The sequence below is a fragment of the Tsuneonella litorea genome (assembly GCF_025154015.1).
GTDB classification, from domain to species: domain Bacteria; phylum Pseudomonadota; class Alphaproteobacteria; order Sphingomonadales; family Sphingomonadaceae; genus Tsuneonella; species Tsuneonella litorea.
This window is the reverse complement of sequence record NZ_JAOAMV010000001.1, coordinates 473,448-497,027: the sequence shown is the minus strand read 5'-3', so window position 1 is coordinate 497,027 and position 23,580 is coordinate 473,448. Positions and strand designations below refer to the sequence as shown.

Sequence of the window (23,580 nt, the reverse complement as noted above, 5' to 3'; positions counted from 1 at the left end):
GGCTTCCACCCCGAACAAATTCGCGTCGGTTCTTGTGGCGTCGCGGGCATGGGTCTGGGTGGCTTCGATTTGCCGCGCACAAGAGCGACCGCAAACGACCGGATCCAACGCCAATGGTTTCACTGTGTTCCGGCTCTCACGTTAGGCCACGGCCTCTTAGACAGCCCCTCCGCGGTTTCAAACCCTATTAGCGCGGCGGCGCGGATGGTCGAAGCGAAGAACCCGGCCGCCCGATGGATCGGCGGTCGGGCAGGTCCAGTAGGATGTCGACGATCCGCTCGGCCGCCTTGCCGTCCCACAGGGGTGGCACGTTGCCCTGCTTCCATTCGCCCTTGAACAATCGATCGAGCCACGCGGGGACCACGGCCGGATCGGTCCCGACGAGTTCGTTGGTGCCCATCGTGACCGTTTCCGGGCGCTCCGTGGTGTCGCGCAGTGTCATGCAGGGCACTCCCAGAACCGTTGCTTCCTCGGTGATCCCCCCGCTGTCGGTGATCACGATGCGTGCGCGTTCGACGAGAAAGTTGAATTCGAGGTAGGAGAGGGGCTCGATGCAATGAAGGTTGCCAGGAAGCTCGCCAAGTTTTTCCAGCGTCTTCGCGGTTCGTGGATGGACCGGGAACACCACCGGAAGTCCTCGCGCATGATCGGCGATGATTCGGACGAACTCCGCCAGCTCGTCGGCTTGGTCGACGTTGGCCGGACGATGCATGGTCACAACGATGAAGTTTCCGTCGGTAAGGTCGAGCGCGTCCCAGCATTCCGGCCGCTTGAACCTCGACCGATTGGTGAGCAGGGTATCGATCATCGTGTTGCCGACGAAATGGATCGCCGCCTCGGGTACTCCCGACTGGCGCAGGGCTTCACCGGCGGTCTTGGAGGTGGTGAAGAACCAGTCCGTAACGGCATCGGTCGCCAGGCGATTGATCTCTTCCGGCATCGTCCAATCGCCTGAACGGATCCCACCCTCGACGTGACCGACGGCCACATGCATTTTCTGCGCTGTTATCGCGCAGGCCATCGTGCTGGTGACATCGCCGACGACGAGGCAGAGGTCGGGGCGATAATCCATCAGCACTGCTTCGTACCGCTGCATGATCGCGCCGGTCTGTTCGGCCTGCGTACCGGAGCCGACCTCGAGATTGTGGTCGGGCTGCGGGATCGCGAGCTGATCGAAGAACATCCCGGACAGCCGGGGATCGTAATGCTGGCCGGTGTGGATCAGGCGAAACCGAATGTCCTCACCCGCATTCGCGCGGGCTTGGATCGCCGCGATGATCGGCGCGATCTTGACGAAATTGGGTCGCGCACCAGCGATGATATCGATCAGCACGGCTGTTCCGGACGAAGAAGGGGGGATGCCATCATGCCCGCCACTACAGTCGCCAAACCCCTGAGTCACCCAGATAGGGGACCCGAGGATGCAAAAAAGCCCGGTGCAACGAGTTGTGCGTTACGCCCTGTCTGCGCCTTGCATTGGGTCGCGCTCGCTGAGCGGATCGGGGCAGTCCGATTAATGCGAAGAGATTGTACGCGGTCCGGCGGGCGGGCACCGGAAAGCGGCGGCAGGTTGGTTCCAGCTTGATTTCCGAAAGGTTCCTGACATTAACGCTGCCCCGTCGCGGCGATCCTGCGACGCACCTCCGCCGGCAGCCGGGGGCAGCTGTCACGAATGGGACTTAAGAGCTTTATGAAGAACTTCGATAAGGTGCCCGTAAGGCGGCTACCGACCTTGGACACGGCAGGCCCGTCGTCGTGAGCGACATCTTCATTCATGCCAGTGCATCCGTCGATCCGCGGGCGACGATCGGATCGGGTTCGCGGATCTGGATAAACGTCCAGGTACGGGAGAATGCGCAAGTCGGGCCCGACTGCATTCTGTCCAAGGACGTCTATGTGGACCATGGGGTTCACATCGGCAGCCGCTGCAAGGTCCAGAACGGCGCCTCCCTCTACAACGGTGTCGTACTTGGGGACGACGTCTTCATCGGTCCCTACGCAACCTTTACCAACGATCGCGTGCCGCGAGCGTTCAACACCGACTGGGTGGTCACGCCCACGCGCATCGACAATGGCGCGAGCATCGGCGCCAATGCCACCATCGTATGCGGCATAACGATCGGCGAGTTCGCAATGGTGGCCGCCGGGAGCGTCGTCACGAAGGATGTGCCGCCCTTCACGCTCGTTATGGGCAATCCCGCCCGACCCTACGCACGCATCGACAGGGACGGCAATCAGATTGAGAAGCTTAATGGAAGGTCCTGAGGTTCGGATAGGCCTGCTTGGCTTGGGGCAGATGGGACGCAATCATTTGCGCGTCCTTTCCATGCTTCGCGGGGCGAACATCTCGTTCGTATACGACAGCGACGGCAGCCATGCCCGAACGGTAGCCGCAGAACATGGCGTGCGGGCCGTCGATGACATCGAGCCCTCCCTGGAGGAGGTCGACGCGTTGATCATCTGCACGCCGACGTCCACTCACGCGAGCTATGTGGAGCGTTTCGTGGGAAGAGTACGCGCGCTTTTTGTCGAAAAGCCATTGGCGCACTCGGTGGAAGCGGCGCGGCGGGTGGAGCGAATCGTCAGCGAATCTGGCGTTTTGCTTCAAGTTGGTTTCATCGAGCGCTTCAATCCCGCGATAGCGGCGTTGCACCGCGTTCTGCAAAACGCGGAACGGGTGATCAGCATCGACTTTACGCGCACGAACAAGCTGAGCGCGCGGATCACCGACGTTGACGTGATCATGGACCTGATGATCCACGACATCGACTTGGCTCTTTACCTCAATGGGCCCGTGGAAGCGGTTTCTGCGCACGGGGTACGCCGCGGCGAGTTGATCGAATTCGCCTCGGCCCAGCTGCGACACGCGAACGGCCGGTTTTCACGGCTACAAGCCAGTCGCATCACCGAAAAGAAGATGCGCCTGGTGCAGGCTACCTGCGAAGATCGTTTCGTCGAATGCGATTTGCTGCGGAAGGAAATCGTGATCCATCGGCAATCGGTCCTCCAGCAATCGGGCGGCTCCTACTCCATCGCATCCCAACAGGAAGCGGTAACAATCGGTCTGCAAGAAGCCTTGCTCAGCGAGCTTCAGGCATTCATTCAGCTGGCGCGCGGCGAGGCGACCTCGGTCGTTCCAAACATTCGGGACGGCGTGGAGAGTCTGGTGATCGCCGACGCGATTGCCGCCGACGTGCTGAGAGACGGCGAATGAACAGGAAGCTCGCGGGGCAGACAATTCTCGTCACCGGTGGCGCCGGCTTCATCGGCAGTCATCTTGTCGACAGGCTGATCCAGGAAGGCGCAGAACAGGTCGTCGTGATCGACAGCCTGTTCGTCGGCGACGAGGCCAATCTGGATCAAGCCACCGCCAGCGGGAAGCTTGCATTCTATCGCGACGACATAGAGATCTCGAGTGCGCTCGATTATGTTTTTGAGAGGCACTCGATCGACAGCGTGTTCAACTGCGCCACCAAGGCCCTGAACTACTCGTTCCTCAATCCGTCAAACGCGTTCTCGACCAACGTGACAGGCGTGCTGAATCTGCTGGAATTGCAGCGACGTGGCGCCTTCAAGACACTCTGCCACTTTTCGACGAGCGAAGTTTACGGCACGGCGGTGTACGAGCCGATGGACGAGAACCATCCGCGCAATCCCACTACGACGTATGCTGCCGGAAAGGCAGCGGCCGACTTGGCGGTGGAGAGCTATGCTCGCATGTTCGATCTCGATTCGATCATCGTGCGGCCCTTCAACAATTACGGGCCGCGCCAAAATCACCGCGGCATGCTCGCAGGCGTTATTCCGATCACCGCCTGGCGTATCCATCAGGGTGGCGCTCCAGAGGTGCATGGTACCGGCCGGCAGAGCCGGGACTTTATCTATGTCGCGGATACGGTCGATGCAGTCGTCAAACTGTTCGAGCGCATGCCGGCAGGGGACAACGTGAATATCTCGACCGACAACCAGATAGCGATCGAGGACCTCATCGGACAGATAAGCAGGTATCTTGGCTTTCAGGGGCAGATGATCGGCCGCGATGCCCGTGCTGCAGACGTGATGTGTCACAACGCGAGCAACGAGAAGGTCCGGCGCCTGATCGATTTCCAATTAACGCCGTTCCCTGAAGGACTCGCCACGACCCTTGACTGGTATCGGTCGCGTTGGGAAGGCGCGGGCCAATGATCCACCTCATCCGTCCTTCCATCTCCTTCGAGGAAGTCGAGCCCGAGCTGCGGGCCATGTTCGAAAGCGGCGTGTTCACGCGCGGCAAGAACGTGGAGGCGCTGCGCAGCGAAATCGGAGAATATACCGGCGCGCGGCACGTCTATACCGTCACGTCGGCGACGACTGCGTTATGGGTTTGCCTGCGCTCCCTCGGGATCGGCCCCGGAGACGAGGTGGTGGTCTCCGACTTTTCCTTCCCGGCCTCCGCCAACGTGATCGTTGATGTGGGCGCAAAGCCGGTCTTCGCCGACGTGTCGCCGGATCACTACAACATGACGCCCGAAGCGCTTGAGCGAGCGCTCACGCCCGCCACCAAGGCGGTGATGTTCGTCGACGCGTTCGGCAACCCCACGGGGATCCATGCGATACGGGAAATCTGCCGCGCGCGAGGACTGCCTCTGATCGAGGACGCCGCGTGCGCGATCGGCAGCAGCGAACATGGGGTTCGCTGCGGCGCGATCGCCGATCTTACCTGCTTCAGCTTTCACCCGCGGAAACTGCTCAACACGGGCGAAGGCGGCGCCGTCACGTTCGACAATCCGGATTGGGTCGAATGGTTCGACGTAAAGCTTGGCCATGGCGCCTCGGGCGCGCTGGGATACGGGCTCGACTTCACCGATTACGGATATAATTTCCGCCTTTCTGAAGCGCAAGCAATCCTGGGCCGCGCGCAACTCAGGAAGCTCGACGAGATCATCGCCGAGAGGCAAGCGATCCGCGACGCATTCGTAGAGGAAATCGGTTCGCTCGGGTTTCGACCACAGGAGTTCGGCGATGACGCGGTCTCGAACGTCCAATCGCTTGTTTTTCGAGTGCCGCCTCGCTTTCAACGCGATGCGCTGATTGCGGCCCTTCGAGACGAGGGGATCGAGACCACTATCGGCACGTACTGCCTTAGCGGCACCTCTTTCTACCGCCGGCGCCACAACGACGTGCAGCCGGTGGCCCAGCGGCTTCAACAGGAAACCATCACCTTCCCGTGCTACGGCGGTATGGATGTAGAGCGGGTGCTTTCCGCCGTGACCCGGATTGCCGGCTAACCGAGTGGCCCGCCGCGCTGAACTGACCAACAGGGGCATCAGCGAAAGCGCCCCGCGTCGCGTGCGACCAATTCTGGAGCTGCCTGAAATGGGGGTTCGCGCCGACAGCAACTACGCCGCTCGATGATCAAGGCCCTTTTCCGTGACACCATGATCTATGGAGCCTCGGCGATCCTTTCGCGCGGGCTTTCGATCATCATCGTGCCGGTCTTCACGCGCATGCTCGCGCCCCAGGAATACGGCGCGCTCGACATGATCATGGTCCTCGGCGTGCTCGGTGCGTTGATCGTGCCGATGGAGGTCAACCAGGCCGTCGCACGCTTCTATGGCGATGCCGACAGCGTGGCCGACAGGCGCCGCCTGGCCAGCACGGCCCTGTGGTTTACAGCCGGTGGCTATGCCGCGGCTACGGCTGTTGCCTTTGCGGTGGCGGAGCCAATCGCCGAACGGCTGTTCGGAGGATCGGATATGACCGGCGCGCTGCGGGTCGGGTTTGCCGGGATTGCCGCCACGGGTCTCTTTTACCTGGCCCAGAACCTGCTCCGATTCGAGCTCCGAAGCACCGCATATGCTATCGTGAGCATCGTTTACTCAGCCGTGTCGCTTCTGCTTGCGGTTCTGCTCGGCCTGGGGCTGGGCATGGAGTTGCTGGGCGTTTTGTGGGGCCAGTTCATCGGGTCGGCGATGGCGGCGGCACTCGGCCTTTATCTCATGAGGGAAAGGCTCGGGCCGTTGTTCGACAGGACACTGCTCCGGCAAATGCTCACGTTCTCGCTGCCGCTCGTTCCAGCGGGACTGGCTACCTTTCTCACGCTGAACAGCAACCGGCTGCTGCTGAATAGTATTGAAGGTCTCGATGCGGTCGGCCTGTTCGGCGTGGCAGCGCGCGTTGCCGGCGTGATCACGCTGCTGGTAATTGGCCTCCAAACGGCGCTCACGCCGCTGATCTACGCGCATTATCGCGAACCGGACACGCCCCGCAAACTGGGCCGGCTGGCAGAAGAATTTCTGGCCCTGGCGCTGCTTTGCTGCCTGATGCTCGGCCTCTTTTCCTGGGAAATACTGGCCGTTGCGGTGGAGCCTCGCTATTTTGCAGCGGCTCCGCTAATCATGTTTCTCGCCCCCGCGACCTTGCTTAGCCAGAGCCATGTGTTCTTTCCGGGCATAGCGATCACCAAGCGCATGCGGCTTCAGCTCTACATCTTTGCAGTGACCGCCCTTGCCACCGTGGCCTTGACCTGGCTGCTGATACACGCGGCGGGCTTGGCAGGCGCAGCCTGGGCTACCCTGTTGTCGTCGATGTTGTTTATCGGACTGTGGATCGCGGTGAGCCAAAAGCTCTATCGGCTGGAACTGCGCTGGATGCGGCTCGTCTCGGCCGTTGCGCTGTTCCTGCTCGCGTCAGCAGCAGGGCTCTGGCTCCAGACAAGCGCCTTGCCTTCTCTCTGGACTGTCGCGGCAAAGGCCGCCCTTGCGCTGCTTTTCCTCATCGGCATCATGCTTTCCGGACTTCTTCAGCCCTTGAACCTGGTCGCAGCCCTGCGCCGCTCAGAAGACGAAGCAGCGGGATCCGCTCGACCGTAGGAGCCCGGTCGGTGGCGGGAGCGGGCAATGCGGGTTCTGCGCGACGTCTATCGGGGCACTTGACCCGGGAACGAAGATCGGCTTCTCGCCCAGCGAGTCTGCGCGTGCGAAAAGCCGCGGCCACTGGCCGTGGTTCGCCGGCGCGCCCGATGTTCCGCTCTAGCAAGGATGATACTCGATACCGACCTTAGCAGGTGCTCGTCATTGAAAGCCGTGCTTGGCACGCGACGATACCGCCGCCTCTATCCGATCTACGAAGCCGACCGTCCCGCCATGGACGGAGAAGCCGCAAGGAACTGTTATGCAATTTATCGACCTCAAGACCCAGCAAGCCGCAATTCGCGCCGACATCGACAAGCGCATCGCGGCGGTCCTCGGCCATGGCCAATACATCCTGGGGCCAGAAGTAACGGAAATGGAGCAGGTCCTTGAACGGTATGTCGGGACCAAGCACGGCGTCGCGATGGCAAGCGGCACGGACGCATTGCTTGTCGCCCTCATGGCGCTCGGAATCGGGCCCGGGGATGAGGTGATCACCAGTGCCTTCACGTTCGTGGCGTCCGGCGAGGTAATCGTCCTGACCGGCGCCACGCCAGTTTTCGCGGATGTCGAGCCGAACACGGCCAATATCGATCCTGCATCGATCGAGGCGAAGATCACGTCCCGGACGAAGGCGATCATGCCGGTTAGCCTGTACGGCCAGGTTCCCGACATGGATGCGATCAATGCTATTGCGGCGCGTCATAACCTGCCGGTTATCGAGGACGCAGCACAAAGCTTCGGCGCGACGTACAAGGGGCGTCGGAGTTGCGGCCTTTCGACCATCGGCTGCACCAGTTTCTTCCCGTCGAAGCCGCTCGGTTGCTATGGCGACGGCGGGGCCTTCTTCACGGATGACGACGACCTTGCCCAGGCCGCGCGGGAAATTCGCGTCCATGGTCAATCAGAGCGTTACATTCACACGCGCATAGGCATCGGGGGGCGCATGGATTCCATCCAGTGCGCTGTGATCCTGGCGAAATGGCCACGTTTCGAGTGGGAAGTGGGACAGCGAGAGCGGATCGGCCGACGCTATTCCGAAGAGATCCTGCAGAAAGTGCCCGGCGCGGTCGCGTTGACCAAGGGAAGCAACCTGGCAGAGCTCGATGCGCCTGTCGCGGTGCTTGAAATCGGCCCGTCGACTTCTTCGGTGTATGCCCAGTATACGGTCCTGTTGAAGGACCGGGCAGCGGTCCAGGAGTATTTCGCGGCGGCCGGGATCCCCACGGCGGTCCATTATCCGATGCCGCTGGGAAGCCAGCCGGCGTACAGCAAATGGGCACCTGACGCGGATACACCGGTTGCCGACGCCTTTGCCGCAGGCGTGATGAGCCTACCGATGAGTGCCGATCTCACCGAAGATGATCAGGATCGTGTCATCGATTGCCTGCGACGCGCGTTGGGGAGCTGAGTTCGCCGCTCCGCGCGAGTTAGTCCGCTTCGAGGCCGAGTGCTGCAATCAACTTGCCGCAATTGACGGACAGATCGTGAAGGCTGCGCGCCGCCTCGAGCGCGTGTTTTGACTGTACCTGGACCATCGAGCGATCGGCAACGTAGCGCTCGACGGCTGCGGCAATGGCCTGCGCATCGCCTACCGTGATTATTGCGCCGTTCCGACCGTCGATGACGCTGTCGGGCACCGCGCCGACAGGCGTGGCGATAACGGGCAACCCGTACGACAGTGCTTCCATGACCACGTTGGGGAACCCCTCCGCATGCGACGGTAGGACGAGGACATCGGATCGAGCCAGGACCGCACCCACCTCGTCGGCTGAAAGCCAGCCGGTGACTTCGATCGATCCCCTGGCTTCGGGCGCGTCCGCTTGCGCGCGGCATTCCTCGAGCAGGTCGCCGCCGCCAACGATCGTGAGCTTCGCCGTGACATTGCGCTCGCCAAGGATGCGCATCGCTCCGAGAAGCTCGGGCACGCCCTTCCCCGCCGTCAGCCAGCCGACGAACACCAGTCGCAGGTCTCCGCTGGACGGGGGGCGGGCGGGGGATAGCGGGGGACGGTCAAGCCAATTGGGGACCACCACGACGCGCTCGGAAGGCACGCCCGCATCGCGCAGCAATGGGCGCCAGCTGTCGCCCTGTACGCCGACCCGGTCGGGCACTGAAAGCATGAGGCGCACGAAGCGCCGGAACGCAACCGAACGATCGTAAGCGAGGCGGAAATTGCCGTCGCGGATCATCAACAGGACGGGCACGCCCGCGATCCGGGCGACAAGGGCCATGAGCGATCGCTCGACGAAGCTCATTCCCGCTCCAGCGAACAGGATCGCCCCGTCAGCCTCGCTCCGCAACGCCAGTCCGGTGAAGCGCACCAGCCTGCCTGCGGCACGCAAGATCCGACTGCTCAGCGAAGGCACGGGAAAATTGGATTGCAGGGTATCGACCCATTCGATCTCGATCCCGCGCTCTTCGGCAAAGCGGGCAAAGCCGGTCGTCGCCGTCAATTGGCCTCCCGCGTGCGCACGGTTTGCCGAGCGCGGGTCGGGCCCCGTGAAAATCACCTTCATCGGCCTGGCATCGTCACGCCGAAGCGATCGACCCACAACGCGAGGTTGAACGCCTTCCACAGAATGAAGCCATTGTCCGAACGGCCCGCGCGGTGCTCCTCGCGCAAACGTGCGATGTAGTCAGTGGCGAGCAGGCCCGGGATCCGAACGTTGGCGGCCGCCACTGCCGTATCCATCCCCTCGGCCAGCGGACCCGCCACCCAATTGCCGAACGGCACGCCGAACCCGCGCTTCGGTCCATAGAGAACGTCGTCGGGCACGATCCCGGCGAGTGCGCGCTTGAGCAATCCCTTCGGCTCGCCACCGGGTATCTTTCGAGCTGCGGGAATGGCGATGCTGAGATCGGCGAGGTCGTTATCGAGAAACGGTACCCGCACCTCGATCCCGCGGGCCATCGTCGACCGGTCGACCTTGGGCAGGAAGATGTCGGGCAAGATGATCGACATGTCGGTAAAGAACAGGCGATCGGCCAGCGGCAGGTGAGCGAAACGGGCCATGACCTCGCGATAGCGCGCGAACGGATTGTCGTCCGCGATCAACCGCTGCACCTCGTTTCCGAAAATCGCGGTGGGCGGTTTCGATCGACGCTCGACCGTCAGCAACAACGCGACGAGCTCGGCTGGATCGGCGGCGCCAAGAGCCTCGACATAGCGCCGCGCCCTGCCACAGCGCACGGTATCAGGGAGCAGCGCCGCAAAGGGACGGGCAAGCATCGCGACGCCCTTCCACCGGCCGAGCCGAGGCACGGTCCGATAGCGACTGTAACCGCCGAACAGCTCGTCGCCGCCGTCGCCCTGCAGGATTACCTTGTGAGTCCCTGAAACTCGTTCGCTCAGCAGCATCAGCGGGATGTTCGCCGCGTCCGAAAACGGCAGGTCGTGGCTGGCGACGAGATGCTCGATGGCGTCGAGGTTTTCGGACACGGCGACGTCAATTTCGTGGTGCCTGGTGCCGAACGTTTCGGCCACCGAACGCGCACGCGCCAGTTCGCTGCCGTCCCGATCGTAATCGAAAGCGACGCTGAAGGTTTCCAGCCGGTCCGGGTAATGGCGGGAAGCGAAGGCCGTGATCGCGGACGAATCGATCCCGCCCGACAGGAAGATGCCGACGGGGACGTCGCTTACCAACTGGCGCTCAACCGACTTTTCCAGTGCTTGCGCTACCTTTTGGGCGAGGTCGTCATCGGAGAGCTCGCCAAGGTCGGGCGACTTCTCGCGCTGGCCGACGATCGACCAGAAGACGCTGCGCTCGGTCTTCCCGGTGGCCAGGTCATGGCGAACCACGCCGGCAGGCTCGATTTCCTCGATCCCCTCGAACATCGTTCGCCCGCCGAGCGCGTTGCCGTACCATGCCCACTCGTGAAGCGAAGCGAGCGCCAGCTCCCTGTCCATCTTGGGGGCGAGCGCAAAGATCGCCTTGATCTCGGAGCCGAACAAGAGGCAGCCCTCGCGCTCGGCGAGGTACAACGGCTTGACCCCGAGGCGGTCCCGCGCAAGCCAAGCCACCCGCTCCTTCGTGTCGATGATCGCAAAAGCGAATATTCCGTTCAACCGCGGCAGGATTGCGGGTCCGAACCGCTCGAAGGCTTCCAGCAGGATCTCCGTGTCGCTGCCACTTTCGGCCTCGATCGAGAATTCCCGCGCCAGTTCGCGAAAATTATAGATTTCGCCGTTGTAGGCGATGACGAAGCGACCCGATTTCGACACCATCGGCTGGCGCCCGCGCGGCGACGGGTCCAGGATGGCCAGCCGCCGGTGGGCGAGCCCGCAATCGGAGCCGAGCCACCAGTCGCCATCGTTCGGACCGCGATGCTCGAGCACGTCCGCGGCAGCTTCCAGCCGCGCACGCAAGTCGCTGGGGTCTTGCCCCAGGTGCCCGCCGACGAAACCCGCTAGGCCACACATCGCGCATCACCCAGTCCGGTTCCGACGTCATCGCGTTGATCGACCCACGCTTCGAGCATCAAGACCGCCCAAAGCAGTTCTGCATGATCGGCTCGTCCAGAGCGATGACGCTTCCACAGCGTCGCGACCCGCGCCGCGTCGACCAACCCGGAGCGGCGCAGAGCGTCTTCAGCGAGCAGATCGTCCGCCCACTCGCGCAAGGGCCCGCGCAACCACGCTGCGATGGGAACGCCGAAGCCCTGCTTGGGGCGCTCGATGATAGCGCGGGGCACGTAGAGATCGAGAATCTGCCGCAGGACCCATTTGCCGACGAAGCCGCCGTCTGTCGGACGATGCTTGAGATTGCTCGCCAGCCGCCAACTCGCTGCAACGACCTGCGCATCGAGAAATGGCACGCGGGTCTCCAGGCTGACCGCCATTGCCGCGCGGTCGACTTTCACCAGGACGTCGTCGGGCAGGTAGCCAAGCTGGTCTTGCGCCATGAGATGTTCGACCGGCGACAGGCCGGGGTGATCCAGGGCGACGCCGTCACCTGGCCGCGTCGCTAGCCGCCCGAGCGCTTGGTCGGTCATTCGGCCATAGAAGTTGGCGATGTTAGGCGCCCCGGCGATCGCCATCGCCCGGTCGAGCCAGGCCGGCATTGCCTGCGCGAGAGCCTGCCATGGCTGGCGCAGCGCCGCGGGAATGACCTCGATCCGCCGCCAGGCGGCGAGCGCCGAGGCGTAGCGCGTATAACCGCCAAAGAGCTCGTCCGCGCCGTCTCCCGAGAGTGCGACGGTCACATGGCCGCGGGCGAACTGCGAAACGAGGAAGGTGGGAACTTGCGAAGAGTCGGCGAAGGGTTCGTCGTAGATTCGCGGCAGGTCGGGGATCACCGCGCGCGCATCCTCGGCGGTCACGACGAGTTCGCGATGATCCGTCTGCAGGTGTTCCGCCACCGCGCGCGCGTGATCGGCCTCGTTGAACGCGGCCTCTTCGAACCCGATCGAGAACGTTCGCGCGGTTCCACCGGACGCTTGCTGCATCAGAGCAACGATCAGCGAACTGTCGATCCCTCCCGAGAGGAAGGCGCCCAGCGGCACATCCGATATCAACTGACTGCGGACCGCGGCGGCTAGGCGGTCGTGGACGAGTTCGATGGCCTCGCGCGGGTTTTCCACCCGGTTGGCGACACCTTCCGCGATCACATCGCCGAGATCCCAGTATGTCTCGCTCCGGCTTTCGCCATTCTCTCCGATGCGCAGCACCGTGCCCGGCGCGACCTTGTTAATGCCCGCCCAGATGCTGCGAAGGCTTGGAACGCAGAGGCGCGCGAAATAGGCAGTCACGCTCGCGCGATCGATCCGTGCTTCGAAAGCCGGATGGCGGACGATGGCCTTCAATTCCGATCCGAACAGCAGGGCCCGGTCCGCGTCCACTCCTTGCCATCCGTAATAAAGCGGCTTCTCTCCCATGCGGTCGCGCGCGAGATAGAGTGCGCGGTCCCAACGGTCCCAGCAGGCGAGCGCGAACATGCCGGTGCTGCGAGCCAGGGTTTCGGTGAGACCCCAGCGCTCGAATCCCGCGAGCAGCGTCTCGGTATCGGAATGGCCGCGAAAGTCGGAACTGCCCCCGTTCATCCGCTCGCGCAGGTTCAGATGGTTGTAGATTTCGCCGTTGAAGACGAGCGCGAAGCGCCCGGAGCTCGAGATCATCGGCTGCGCACCGGCATCCGACAGCTCGAGCACCGAGAGCCGACGATGGCCGAGGGCGATCCCGGCGACCGGATCCGTCCAGATCCCTTTGGCGTCGGGTCCGCGCGAGCGGATTGCGGCGACCATCTGGTGAAGGATGGCGCTGTCTTCTTCGCGCCGGGCGTCCGGTGCCCAGAATCCGGTCAGACCGCACATGGGCGTCCTTCCGCTGGATTGGTCGCGCTGTCCAAGCGCAGCGGGGTGCCGTCGATGGCAGCGTCGAGCACGCGCTCGTAGCGATCGACCAGGCCATCCTCGGTGAACCGTTCGGCTATCGTCCGGCGGCCCGCATCGCCCATTGCCTGGCGCGATGCCCGATCCATCCGGCAAAAAAGGGCGATGGTCTCGGCGATCGATTCCGCGTCGAATGTCGGGAAAAGCAAGCCGGCGCCCGTGTTCTCGATGATATCCGGATGATCCGATATCCGCCCTGCGATCACCGGCAATCCCATTGCCATCGCTTCCGTCACCGCATTTGACATACCTTCGATGCCTGAGGGGTGGACGAGCACATCATGGCGGGCGATCACGTCATCGACGTCGCCGCGGACCCCCAACCAGGTCCACTGATCTGCCAGGCCAAGCACGGCTATCGCGGCGCAAGTTTCGCGGTACGCACCATAATCCTTCATATGCCCGAAGGTCTCGCCAAGCCACGATACTTTCGCTTCTATGCCGAAGGCGTCGCGTAGGTGGGCCAACGCATGGGCCAGCAGCACGCTGTTCTTGTATGGCATGAGACTGGATATCGCCAACACGCGCGGTGCGTCGACAATAGCCTCGCTGATTTCGACGGCATCGGGCGGCAGATTGACCGCGTTGTTGATCGTGACCAGGCGCTTCGCGAGGCTCGGCAGTTGCTCTTGCATGCGCAGATGCTGGCAGCGCGAATTGACTGTGACGTATTCCGCGAGACGATGCATGCTTTGTGTCAGCCGAAGGCCCAGCGGAAGCGGACCGTCGTCGTAGATCGAACGTTCAGCAACCACCACGCGCATCTGCGGGTCAAGGATGCGGGCCATTTCGGCTTTGGCGGCTGGCGAACGAAGAAAGGCGACGACCGCGTCGGCATCCATCCGGCGATAGAGGCGGGCAAGCTCGAGTATCGGCTTCGGCGACCAGCGGAACGGCTTGGCCAATCGCACGATATTGATCCCGACTTTCTTGAGCTCGGGAGCGAAGTGATCGAGATCGTTATATACCACGACGGTTACCCGGTGGCCCCTTCCCGACAGCCCCGCCGCCAGGGAAACGAACTGCTTCTGCGCCCCGCCCGATCCCAGACCGTCGATGAACATCAGGATAGTGCGCTGTTGCCGTGCGGGGGAGGGTTGACCAGCGTCAGGCATAGCGCAGGGCGAACCAGGCCAGGTGAACGAGCGCCAGGGTGGCCACTACCGCGATGAGCGCAAGGCGCGTCAGCCGCAAATCAGCCAGATTCCTCAGATCTGGCACCAGCCCGACCAGGAAAAAGAAGGACACGAAGGCGCCGAGATGGCGGGTCTCCAGACTCGTCAGTGCGATGGCCGCGGCCAGCACCAGAGGGGTCAGCGAGACGAAAACGAAAGCCGGGCTACGCAGCTGGCGTGACAGGGCGATCCGGACGATCCCCGCGAGCGCGAACCCGGACACGACATAGAACGACAGCGCATTGACCGACTTGAACAGCTGGACGGCGCTCGTGTCGTAGAAACCTACCCAGAACGGAATGGGGAAATAAAGCAGGTAGGGAATGCCCAGGGCCAGCCTGACGGGCAAGATCTGGTCAATGATCAGCGAGACGCCGAGCGAGCCGGAGCGGGCTTCCTCGAGTGACAATGTGCCATATGTTTCCCGACCAAGCAGGAAGAGCTGCTCGATCTGGGAGCCGAAAACGACCACTCCCACGATAAGCAATGCGACCCCCAGCAGCATCGATAACAGCATGATGAATCGCCTGTCACCGCGGCCCCGAGAGAAATTCAAGGCAAAGAGCCCCATCCCGGACACTAGTAGCGGGACATAGAAGAATTCATTCCGGAGAAGCTGGAGCGCCGGCATAAGAATGCCGGTGACGATCAGAGCCGGGAGCAACTTGCTTTTCTCGAGACGGGAAAGATAGCTGACCCAGACGTGGGTCAGGACGGCGACCGCCAGAAAGATCACGCTATCGCGGATGTGGATGCCGGCGAACAGCCAAAGAATCCCGCTGAACGAGAAGAACAGTTCGAGCCGGCGAAAACGGTACTTATCGTCTCCGTAAAGCGCGCGCGCGCTCCTCAGGCAGGAGACCGATCCCATCGCCACCATCAAAACGTTCATTGAAATCCCGATGTACGGCAATCGGGGAAAACCAAGGATGCTGGCAAGATCGTAAAACTGCGACCAGAGCACCACGGCCCCGGCGCCCTCGGTTATGGTCTGCAGGTCCTGGATCGATCGTGCCGGTCCTGCTTGGCTGGAAAGCTCGTAGAACGAGGAGGCGTCGGACGCGATCTGGTAGGGATCGAACAGGACGATCGCATAATAAGCCGAGATAGCGGCGGCAAACGTGCCCACCGCGAGCATGCGGGTGAAAATCGAAAATTCGGCAGCAAGCCCGTCGCCGCGAACCAACAGAAACAGGAGAATTGGCCCGGAAATCAGCAGAATGAATAATAGCGGCAGAATCGAGGCATAGAGCCAGACCTGCGCTGCAGCGCCGGAGGCGAACAGAAGGACAGTGGTCAGCGAGACGACCGATCGCGCCGACCCTTGCGCAGTGCCCGAACGAGACGCCAGGTGGGGGCTGCTAGCCATCGTCTGCTAGCTGGCCGGACTGCGAAGACAGAAAGCCATCACCGCGTCCTGGGCGAGGGAGCAGCAGTCCGCTTCGCGGGAACCAGCGTGAGACTTTCGAGAGCGATGTCGGTGGCGTAACCGGATGGGGCGGTATCCCTCCGTGCCCAAAGTTCGACCCAGGCGAACTTGCAGCCGCCTGCAAAATCTATGGACGTAGCGGTGCTCCCGATCTTGGCCGAGCTCGTGGCGCCTGCGCTTGCGCCGCCAGACGCACAGCGAAGCCGGAGGGACAATGAAGTCCCGGCAGCGTTCCGCGGATCAGGAAACTGTCCGCGCACAGAATATACGCCCGCAGGCAGTGTCACCAACTGCCGGGCGACCAGATTGTCCGCCGGACTTTCGGTATAGATGATCAGTGCCCCCGAGCCCTCGTCCACTTCGGCGCCATAGCGTGCGTCGGAATACGTTGCCCAGTCGAACGGTGGCAAGACGGGTGCGCGCTCAAACTGCCCATTCCGAAGCACGTTCGCGCCGGAGCGCCGGCTTCCGCTAACTTTGTTGAAGATGGCCGAAGCGATGTCGTAATGTCCCGCTCCAACCAGACGGGCGATGATGTCGGCATCGTTCTCCGCGGGGTTCGCCTTACCACTTTCCAGCAGTCTCAAGCGCAACCGTCCCACGTTGGCGATCGCTGCGTCGTTTACCGCCGCCTTGATCCAGAACGACCGGACCCACGGGGGATCGTCGACGAGTATCGTCTCGATATGCGGCAGGATCGCGCGTTCACGAAGGGATGTGAGCATAACGTCGAGCAGCGCCTCGGATGTCATGCCCCCCGTTCGGAGCAATACGTTGTACCGCTGGAGGATAAACCCGATCCTGCCATTATTGCTGGCGTCTTCGATCAGGGCGAGATTGGCGATCTTCTCCCTGGGAGACAGCAGCAGGGCATCGGCGTACAGAGTCCGCGCCGCCAGCTGGTCGCCTGCGAGTTGACGTGAGAGGGCGAGCGCGCTGACCGCCTTGCTGTTGGTCGGTTCGCTAAGAAACGCGCGGGCGGCCAGCGCTTCCATCGTGGATCCGCCGGTTTCGCCTTTCGTGCCATATGGCGTGTTGAGGCTATCGATCGCCAAGGCGGCATAGGCATTGGCGTCGACGATCGGAAGCTTCACGGCGCTCGCCGGCGACCGGCTGGCAAGCACGCTCGACGTGGCGGCAGACCCGCTCGCTGACGCAAGCACGAGCGCAGCGGCGAATACCCCGATTATTTGAAGCGGCTTCCGCATAACGGACTTTTGCAAGTTTCGCGATCGATCAGCCCGACGCCGAAGATCCATACTTGAAGGGGTCGTTCTGGTCGCTGCCGTAACCATAACCATAACCATAGCCATAGACCGGACTGCGCCGATCGACCTTGGTCAGGATAGCGCCGAAAATGTGCGTCTGCGCCGATTCCAGTCGGACGATGCCGTCCTTGATCCGTCGCGCCTTGAGGTTGTCCGCCTCCACCGCAAGCACCGCACCTTCGACCACGCGAGAAATCAGCGGCGCGTCGGCCAGGCCGAGAATCGGCGGGCTGTCGACCAGCACATGGTCGAAGCGCGAGGCGAGTTCGCGCACGATCGTCCGCATGCGCTCACTGCTCAATAGCTCGAGAGTACTGGGAGGGGTCGGTCCGGCCGGCAAAACCGAGACACGCCCGCCCTTGGTCGGCGCGATGAGGTCGCTCAGATCGGAATTGCCCGAAAGGTAATTGCTCAGACCCTTCTGGTTGGCCACCTCATAGAAGATGTGCGCGGTCGGGTTGCGCATATCCGCGTCGACGATCACCACGCTGCGCCCGAGCCGCGCGATGATCTCCGCCAAAGCGTAGACAGACGTGCTCTTGCCTTCGTTTGCAACCGTGCTGGTGAACATCATCGAGCGCGGAATGCCGTGATCCGTCAGGAACGACAGGCTCGTGGCAATCGAGGAGTAAGCTTCCGAAAGTTCCGACTTGCGGTCAGCAAGCGCCTCGAAGGCGTTCTCTTCTTCCGAGCGCGGCACGAGGCCCAGCAAGGACAAGCCGAGCACACCCGAAACGTCGGCCGGATCGGAGATGCTCTGGTCGATTTGCTCGCGAATGAAGACGTACGACATAGCTGCAGCGAGGCCGAAGATCACCGCCAGCGCCAAGTTGAGGCGCATGTTCGGGCTCGAAGGGCCCTCAGGCACGGTGGCGCGATCCACGATCGCCACGTTACTCGAACCAACGCCAGCGACGCCGATTTCCTTGTAGCGTTGGAGCAGGCCGTCGTAGAGCTCGCGGTTGGTGTCAACCTCGCGTTGATAGATGTTGTACTGGATTGAATCGGACCGTTGCTGGAAGAGGTTCGCTTCCAGCGTGTTGGCTTGGGTGAGAAGTTCGCGCTCGCGCTTCACAGCTTGGTCATATGCCTCCCGGGTGCCGCTGCCGACACGCCGCTCTTCGCGCGCGATGGCCTCGTCGAGCGAGCGCATCTGCGAGCGCAGGGCTTGGACCGGCGGATAGCCATCCTCGAACTGGGCGCTCAGCTTGGCATATTCCGATGCCACTTCCGCCCTGCGCGTCCGCAGGCCCGGAAGTGCCGCCCCACCCGCGTTTCCACTCTCGTTTGCCGCACCGCTCCCGCCGAGCCGGGCCTGGGCCTCGATGCGTTCGGTGGTCGCCTTCGCCAGCGCCTCGCTGATGCCCTGGAGTTTATCCGCCGCGATCGTGCGCTGCCCGATTGTGCGGCCGGAAGCATCGATGGTTGTTTCGATCGGAAGAATGCCCTTCTGGGCCGCATAATTGACCAGGTCTCGCTCGGATTGTTCGAGCTTCTGACGCAGTTCAGCCAGCCGATTGGTCAGGAACTCGCGTGCGTCCGAGGTTGAGTCGAAGCGGCGGGCAAGTTTCGCCTCGACGAACTGCGCAACCCACGCGTTCGCGATCCGCGCCGACATCTGCGGATCGGAACTGGTATATCGAAGATCGACGAGTGCCGAGTTGCGCACCGGCTCGACACTGACGTTGCGCATCAGCAAGTCCACTGCGAGTTGCTCGCGCTGCGAACGACTGCCCGCGCTGCTAAATTCGCCGTCGAGATCGACCCCGCTCGCCGCGAAGAAGGCATCATCGGAAGCGAGACGTTCGGCGCGCATCACCCGTTCGGCCAGTGAGCGTGCCTCGAGTAGTGAGTACTGGGTCTGGTAGAATTCCAGATCCTGTCCCGCCGTATCGGGCTGGAGGCCCTCCACATTGGTGACGCGATCCTGCTGGCGGCTGATCTCGATCCGCGAAGTTGCCGTGTACTTCGGGGTGGAGATCAAGGTGATCAACAAAGCCCCCAACAGCGCCAGAACGACGATGACCGCAAAATCGATACGGTATTTATTGAGTGCCAGCCATACGCGCTCGATCGCGGGGGTTTCTCCCGCGCCCTTGGGGCCACTCGCTCCGGTGTCGGAGAGACCCAAGGGATTGGCGGCCGGAAAAGCTATGAGGTCAGTCATTGATCAGATACTTTGTAGCAAGACGACCAAAGGCGAAACGAGCAGCGGCGAGAGGTCGCGGAATAGCTTCCTGGCGGCCGAATCGCCGACCACCACCACGTCGTTGGCGTAGACCTCGGGGTCGGGGTAATTGCCCTGGCGGATAGCTTTGAGGTTGTAAGCGCCGGCATAGCGTTGCCCTCCGACCTCGCGGAAAATGAGCACTGAATCGGTTTTTGCGACGTCGGTGGTTCCCTTGGCGGTAGCGATCGCTCGAAGCAGGGTCATCTTTCCGATCACCGGATAACGGCCGGGCTGGCCGACTGCGCCTTCGACCGTCACCAGCTGGCTCACCGATTCCATCAGGTTCACGGTGACTTGCGGATCGCGGATAATCCGCCCCCGCAGGCGCGATGCAAGCAGGTCGGATATCTCCTGGGGGGTCAGCCCACCTGCCTCGACGGTTCCAACGAACGGGAAGGAAAGACGCCCGCTGGCATCGATCTGGAATTCCTTGTCGTCGAGCTCATCGGCTCCGAACACGTCGATTTTCAACTTGTCGAACGGGCCGACAAGGTAGGGACGTTCCGCTGCGGTTACGTCCTCGCGTGTGGGCGCGGGCAATGCAGATTGCTGAACCAGCTGCAGGCCGGAATCAGTACCGATCTGCGGGCTGGCACATGCACTGACGAATGCAGCGAGCGCGAGCGCCATCAACCGGAAAGCCTTAGTCAAAACCGAATTTCCTCACGAGGTTTGGGTGAGCAGTAAGCGATTGTGCAGACCAAGTAAACCAAATCGCCCTCCGGTTCCGGCCTCCCCGTAAGATACTGATTTGTAAATCGAAATTCGCCTAATCGCGTTGGGCCAGAAGGGCCAAAGATATACCGCAGATGAACATGATGATGGGGGTCCGCAACGGATAGTCCACGATGCTGGCAAGCGCCGTGAGCAGGAGGATCGCGACGGCCACTAGTCGCACCCCATCAAATCGTTGCCGGATCGCTAGTACGACATTCGCCGACCGGCTCGCTGTCCATGCAAGCGCAATCGCCAGAAGCACCGCTCCGGGCAATCCGCCTTCGAGCGGGAACTGCAACCAGTCGTTATGGGCCTGATTGAACACGAACGGCGTCAGGATCGCGCTGGTTTCGAAGCCTTGGAAAGCGCCCTGGAAAGCGCCGAACCCGATGCCCAAGAGCCAGTGCTGGCGCAACATCTCGAGCACGATCGGCCACCGCTCGGTCCGCACATCGACGCGAGCACCGTTTTCTGCTAGTCGTTCAATCGACGCGGCCTGCGAGTTGTAGATTACCAGCGCGATGATCATCAAGACAGCTGCAAGGGCCACGACGGCGAGGCCGATCTTGACCTTGCGTCCCGGTTCGCCCCCCGAATGCTTGTAGGCTGCCCATGATAGCCACACCGCGATCGGGGCGGCGACGATTGCCAGAGCCAGGCCGGCGCGGGAACCGGCGACAAGCACCAGCGCCACCACCACGAGCGAACTCGCGCCCAGGATCGTCGCGTAGAACGGCCGCATCGCTCCCTCAAGGATCAGCCGCCGACTGATGTAGCCGATCAGGACGATCTCGATCGCGAGGAGCAGCGCCAGATGGTTGCGGTTGGCAAAGGGGCCAACCGGAAAGCCGTGGTTGGTTTGTGCATAAGTGTAGAGCGGGCCATGCGGAGGACCAGCGATCTGCGCCGCGGCCCACACAACCGCCATCGCCCCGCCGATGGCGATAGCGAAAAGCAGCCGGCGATGATTCTGGCTCGACTGTACCGCGACGATGCAAAGAGTGGCGAGCGGCACCGTCAGCGAGAAGAGCGCATTGAGCGTGCGCGCAGGTGAGAGGGTAAGGGGTCTCGCCACGTCGCCAAGACCGGCATCCGCCTGAATCCGCGCGTAGACCTCCCTGCCAGGCAGGTCTGCCCACCAGTCCTGCGGTAATGGGATGAGCTGAACCGCCATCAGCGCGGCGAGCGATAGCAACAATACCAGTGGAACGCGTATCGCGCGCAGTTGGCCGGGCTGAGCGACAATCAGCGCGTAGGCGGCGACGAATACCGCGAGCGGGCGTAAGAGCACGAGGGACGCGATGTCTGCTCGCGAACCGCCACCCATCAGGAATACCGCGGCGGCGAATGTGCAGCAGACGACAAAGCGCGCCTTCGCGTTGGTGGCCAGATCCCAACGCATATAATTGGCGAACCCGTGCTTGGCGCGGACCCGCTTCCTGCGGTTTGCTTGCATTGTTTCCTACTTGGCCGCGCTGGACGTGGGCCGATAGTGCAGCACTTCCCCGTTTGCAATACGAGGGCGCCACGCTGGTTCCGTATGCAATTGATTCTGCGCAGGCTCGACCCTATGGGCGTCCATTGCGAATTCGACTTTTCGATAGCTTTCGCCGACCGCGGCGTCCGGCATCTTGTTTCCCAGACAGTCCTCGGGTCCATCAATGAATCGTATCCTGCACTTTCTCGCGCGCTACCTGATCGGGTGGTCTGTGGTCTGCGGGCTGCCACTCGTCTTGCTCTATTTCGCGCGAGATCTTGTGTTCATTCGCGACACGTCCGCGTTGAACACCACCATCGCCTCGAGCATCGCCCTGTTTCTGGGCCTATACATTACCCGGCAATTGTTTTCCTTTCCCGGGACGCGGCAAGGCAATCAGGGGATTCCGGCCGTTTTTGCCGGATTTGCCATCATTGCGGGGGCGCTTCTCCTGTTTCGCATTCCCTATAGTGTCGGGCTGCTCGCATACAGCCTGATCGCAACCGCTGTCCTGATGGTGGTGCGGAAAGACCTCTTTGCCTCCACACCGCGCAACAACTTCCACGTCGTTCCGATCGGGGAGGCGGCGAGCCTCGGCGATATCGATGGCGTCACTCTGGTGATGATGGAGCGGCCGGGCTTGCCGTCCGATCCCCGTGCCAGCGTTGTTGCCGATCTTCGGGCCAATCTGCCGGCGGAATGGGAGAGGATCCTGGCCAGCGCAGCGCTGCGCGGTATACCGGTGTATCACTACAAACTGTTGCAGGAATCGATCGCGGGCAAGGTGAAGATCGAGCACCTTTCCGAGAACACCCTGGGCTCCCTGATCCCCGACCAGGCCTATAAGGAAATCAAGTGGGTGGTCGATCGGGTGGCAGCGGCGTTACTCCTGCCCATCCTGCTGCCCTTCCTCGTAATCGTGGCCTTGGTCATCAAGCTGCAGGATGGCCGCGATGTGCTCTATCGCCAGAAACGGATAGGCCTCGGCGGCAAGCCGTTCACCATCTACAAGTTCCGCTCGATGCGCCCCGCATCGGCTGACGAGGAGCTTGACGGTTCGGCGGCAAGTGCGATGACCGCCGCCAACGACGTTCGCATCACACGCTTCGGCAGCTTCATCCGCCGGTACCGGATCGACGAGCTCCCCCAGATCCTGAATATCCTCAAGGGCGAGATGAGCTTTATAGGGCCGCGTCCCGAAGCGATCCCACTTGCTGAATGGTACGAACGGGAATTGCCGTTCTATTCCTATCGCCACATCGTGCGCCCTGGGCTGACTGGATGGGCACAGGTCAACCAGGGGCACGTGACCGATCTGGAAGACATCGATCACAAGCTCCAATACGATTTCTACTACGTGAAATATTTCTCGGCATGGCTCGACATCCTCATCGTCTTGCGCACCGCGCGCATCATTCTAACCGGGTTTGGCTCGAAATGAGCACTGTCCCCCACGTCAAGGACTTCGACGCGACCCTGCGCACTGCGGCTCTATCCGCGATCGCCGCTACCGCCATTGCTATCGGAGGATGCTCCAGGCCGGCCGAGTCGCGGACCGCGGCGGACATCCTCGGCGCCGACAGTCCGGTAAGCGAGGCGGAAATGCGGGCCGCCCGAATGCTGTCGCTGGGCAACAATGGCGCAGTGCAGGCGATCACTGACCCGTTCCAGCTCTCGGTATCGTGCGTGGTCTCGCTGGAATGGCTTGGCCAACGCATGCGAGAAGGTGGTATGACGAACGCCGACCAGAACGCTAGCCTCGACAAGGCAATCAAGATCTACCGCGCCCGTGCACTCGACGGCGGGAATGCGCCTGTGGCCATTTCGCGTGCCCTCGAAACACGCCGGAGCGAGGACGTGGGGGACAGCCAGCAGGCAAAGCTCGCAATGGCCTGCCTCCGCCAACTGGCCCAACCCGCTCAGACCTCGCCCGCCGCGCCGACAAGGATGCGCGACGAGGGTTCGAGCGAGACGCTACAAGAACCGCAGGGCGGCTGACCGCGA

At 62.4% G+C, this 23,580-nt stretch carries 18 protein-coding genes; 8 read left to right on the top strand and 10 right to left on the bottom strand.

All coding sequences use genetic code 11. The annotated features are described in order from the left end of the window. Positions 1 to 187: 187 nt before the first annotated feature. Positions 188 to 1,333, bottom strand: coding sequence for a non-hydrolyzing UDP-N-acetylglucosamine 2-epimerase (gene wecB / locus N0B51_RS02255; protein ID WP_259960556.1), 1,146 nt, complete (start codon positions 1,331 to 1,333; stop codon positions 188 to 190). A gap of 422 nt (positions 1,334 to 1,755) precedes the next feature. On the opposite strand from wecB, the gene N0B51_RS02250 reads away from it, so the two are divergent. The 6 genes from N0B51_RS02250 to N0B51_RS02225 all read left to right on the top strand — a co-directional run bounded on the left by N0B51_RS02250 (position 1,756) and on the right by N0B51_RS02225 (position 8,301). Continuing rightward, positions 1,756 to 2,265, top strand: a complete 510-nt coding sequence (locus N0B51_RS02250; RefSeq protein ID WP_259960555.1) for an acyltransferase — start codon at positions 1,756 to 1,758, stop codon at positions 2,263 to 2,265. Further along, the gene (locus tag N0B51_RS02245) at positions 2,165 to 3,214 is read left to right on the top strand and encodes a Gfo/Idh/MocA family protein (protein ID WP_311201817.1); all 1,050 of its coding nucleotides are present in this window, start codon (positions 2,165 to 2,167) and stop codon (positions 3,212 to 3,214) included. The genes N0B51_RS02250 and N0B51_RS02245 overlap by 101 nt, the downstream gene beginning before the upstream one ends. Continuing rightward, positions 3,211 to 4,185 (top strand): dTDP-glucose 4,6-dehydratase, encoded by a 975-nt coding sequence (locus N0B51_RS02240; RefSeq protein WP_259960553.1) that lies wholly within the window; start codon positions 3,211 to 3,213, stop codon positions 4,183 to 4,185. Before N0B51_RS02245 ends, N0B51_RS02240 begins: the two co-directional genes overlap by 4 nt. After that, the gene (locus N0B51_RS02235) at positions 4,182 to 5,267 is read left to right on the top strand and encodes a DegT/DnrJ/EryC1/StrS family aminotransferase (protein ID WP_259960552.1); all 1,086 of its coding nucleotides are present in this window, start codon (positions 4,182 to 4,184) and stop codon (positions 5,265 to 5,267) included. The genes N0B51_RS02240 and N0B51_RS02235 overlap by 4 nt, the downstream gene beginning before the upstream one ends. A 123-nt stretch (positions 5,268 to 5,390) precedes the next feature. Next, on the top strand, positions 5,391 to 6,851 hold the full coding sequence (locus tag N0B51_RS02230; protein ID WP_259960551.1) for a lipopolysaccharide biosynthesis protein: 1,461 nt from the start codon (positions 5,391 to 5,393) through the stop codon (positions 6,849 to 6,851). Between the two features lie 301 nt (positions 6,852 to 7,152). Next, a complete protein-coding gene (locus N0B51_RS02225) occupies positions 7,153 to 8,301 on the top strand; it encodes a DegT/DnrJ/EryC1/StrS family aminotransferase (RefSeq protein WP_259960550.1) in 1,149 nt (382 codons plus the stop codon). A 19-nt stretch (positions 8,302 to 8,320) separates the two neighbouring features. On the opposite strand, the gene N0B51_RS02220 is transcribed toward N0B51_RS02225, so the two are convergent. The 9 genes from N0B51_RS02220 to N0B51_RS02180 form a co-directional block, all read right to left on the bottom strand. Further along, positions 8,321 to 9,409: a glycosyltransferase family 4 protein gene (locus tag N0B51_RS02220; RefSeq protein WP_259960549.1), complete on the bottom strand. Its 1,089-nt coding sequence runs from the start codon at positions 9,407 to 9,409 to the stop codon at positions 8,321 to 8,323. Further along, on the bottom strand, positions 9,406 to 11,259 hold the full coding sequence (gene asnB / locus N0B51_RS02215) for an asparagine synthase (glutamine-hydrolyzing) (RefSeq protein WP_259960548.1): 1,854 nt from the start codon (positions 11,257 to 11,259) through the stop codon (positions 9,406 to 9,408). Before asnB (N0B51_RS02215) ends, N0B51_RS02220 begins: the two co-directional genes overlap by 4 nt. Positions 11,260 to 11,300: 41 nt before the next feature. Beyond that, entirely contained in the window at positions 11,301 to 13,202 is a 1,902-nt protein-coding gene (gene asnB, locus N0B51_RS02210; RefSeq protein WP_259960547.1) for an asparagine synthase (glutamine-hydrolyzing), read from the bottom strand. Beyond that, complete coding sequence (locus N0B51_RS02205; protein WP_259960546.1) at positions 13,190 to 14,344, bottom strand: glycosyltransferase family 4 protein; 1,155 nt, start codon at positions 14,342 to 14,344, stop codon at positions 13,190 to 13,192. Before N0B51_RS02205 ends, asnB (N0B51_RS02210) begins: the two co-directional genes overlap by 13 nt. Before the next feature lie 43 nt (positions 14,345 to 14,387). Further along, on the bottom strand, positions 14,388 to 15,824 hold the full coding sequence (locus N0B51_RS02200) for a hypothetical protein (RefSeq protein ID WP_259960545.1): 1,437 nt from the start codon (positions 15,822 to 15,824) through the stop codon (positions 14,388 to 14,390). 38 nt (positions 15,825 to 15,862) lie between these two features. Next, positions 15,863 to 16,978 (bottom strand): hypothetical protein, encoded by a 1,116-nt coding sequence (locus N0B51_RS02195; protein ID WP_259960544.1) that lies wholly within the window; start codon positions 16,976 to 16,978, stop codon positions 15,863 to 15,865. Between the two features lie 142 nt (positions 16,979 to 17,120). Next, positions 17,121 to 19,319, bottom strand: a complete 2,199-nt coding sequence (locus tag N0B51_RS02190) for a GumC family protein (RefSeq protein ID WP_259960543.1) — start codon at positions 19,317 to 19,319, stop codon at positions 17,121 to 17,123. Between the two features lie 3 nt (positions 19,320 to 19,322). Continuing rightward, complete coding sequence (locus tag N0B51_RS02185) at positions 19,323 to 20,012, bottom strand: polysaccharide biosynthesis/export family protein (RefSeq protein WP_259960542.1); 690 nt, start codon at positions 20,010 to 20,012, stop codon at positions 19,323 to 19,325. 139 nt (positions 20,013 to 20,151) lie between these two features. Further along, a complete protein-coding gene (locus N0B51_RS02180; RefSeq protein WP_259960541.1) occupies positions 20,152 to 21,555 on the bottom strand; it encodes an O-antigen ligase family protein in 1,404 nt (467 codons plus the stop codon). 205 nt (positions 21,556 to 21,760) lie between these two features. On the opposite strand from N0B51_RS02180, the gene N0B51_RS02175 reads away from it, so the two are divergent. Next, on the top strand, positions 21,761 to 23,017 hold the full coding sequence (locus tag N0B51_RS02175; protein ID WP_259960540.1) for a sugar transferase: 1,257 nt from the start codon (positions 21,761 to 21,763) through the stop codon (positions 23,015 to 23,017). Next, positions 23,014 to 23,574, top strand: coding sequence for a hypothetical protein (locus N0B51_RS02170; RefSeq protein ID WP_259960539.1), 561 nt, complete (start codon positions 23,014 to 23,016; stop codon positions 23,572 to 23,574). Before N0B51_RS02175 ends, N0B51_RS02170 begins: the two co-directional genes overlap by 4 nt. Positions 23,575 to 23,580: the final 6 nt, after the last annotated feature.

Excerpts from the sequence above, each read along its gene's own strand:
- N0B51_RS02220 (WP_259960549.1), bottom strand. The coding sequence starts at position 9,409 with ATGAAGGTGATTTTCACGGGGCCCGACCCGCGCTCGGCAAACCGTGCG.
- N0B51_RS02200 (WP_259960545.1), bottom strand. The coding sequence starts at position 15,824 with ATGGCTAGCAGCCCCCACCTGGCGTCTCGTTCGGGCACTGCGCAAGGG.
- asnB (WP_259960547.1), bottom strand. The coding sequence starts at position 13,202 with ATGTGCGGTCTGACCGGATTCTGGGCACCGGACGCCCGGCGCGAAGAA.
- N0B51_RS02205 (WP_259960546.1), bottom strand. The coding sequence starts at position 14,344 with ATGTTCATCGACGGTCTGGGATCGGGCGGGGCGCAGAAGCAGTTCGTT.
- N0B51_RS02175 (WP_259960540.1), top strand. The coding sequence starts at position 21,761 with ATGAATCGTATCCTGCACTTTCTCGCGCGCTACCTGATCGGGTGGTCT.
- N0B51_RS02235 (WP_259960552.1), top strand. The coding sequence starts at position 4,182 with ATGATCCACCTCATCCGTCCTTCCATCTCCTTCGAGGAAGTCGAGCCC.
- N0B51_RS02180 (WP_259960541.1), bottom strand. The coding sequence starts at position 21,555 with ATGCAAGCAAACCGCAGGAAGCGGGTCCGCGCCAAGCACGGGTTCGCC.
- N0B51_RS02170 (WP_259960539.1), top strand. The coding sequence starts at position 23,014 with ATGAGCACTGTCCCCCACGTCAAGGACTTCGACGCGACCCTGCGCACT.
- N0B51_RS02245 (WP_311201817.1), top strand. The coding sequence starts at position 2,165 with ATGTGCCGCCCTTCACGCTCGTTATGGGCAATCCCGCCCGACCCTACG.
- N0B51_RS02230 (WP_259960551.1), top strand. The coding sequence starts at position 5,391 with ATGATCAAGGCCCTTTTCCGTGACACCATGATCTATGGAGCCTCGGCG.
- N0B51_RS02185 (WP_259960542.1), bottom strand. The coding sequence starts at position 20,012 with ATGGCGCTCGCGCTCGCTGCATTCGTCAGTGCATGTGCCAGCCCGCAG.
- N0B51_RS02240 (WP_259960553.1), top strand. The coding sequence starts at position 3,211 with ATGAACAGGAAGCTCGCGGGGCAGACAATTCTCGTCACCGGTGGCGCC.
- N0B51_RS02190 (WP_259960543.1), bottom strand. The coding sequence starts at position 19,319 with ATGACTGACCTCATAGCTTTTCCGGCCGCCAATCCCTTGGGTCTCTCC.
- N0B51_RS02225 (WP_259960550.1), top strand. The coding sequence starts at position 7,153 with ATGCAATTTATCGACCTCAAGACCCAGCAAGCCGCAATTCGCGCCGAC.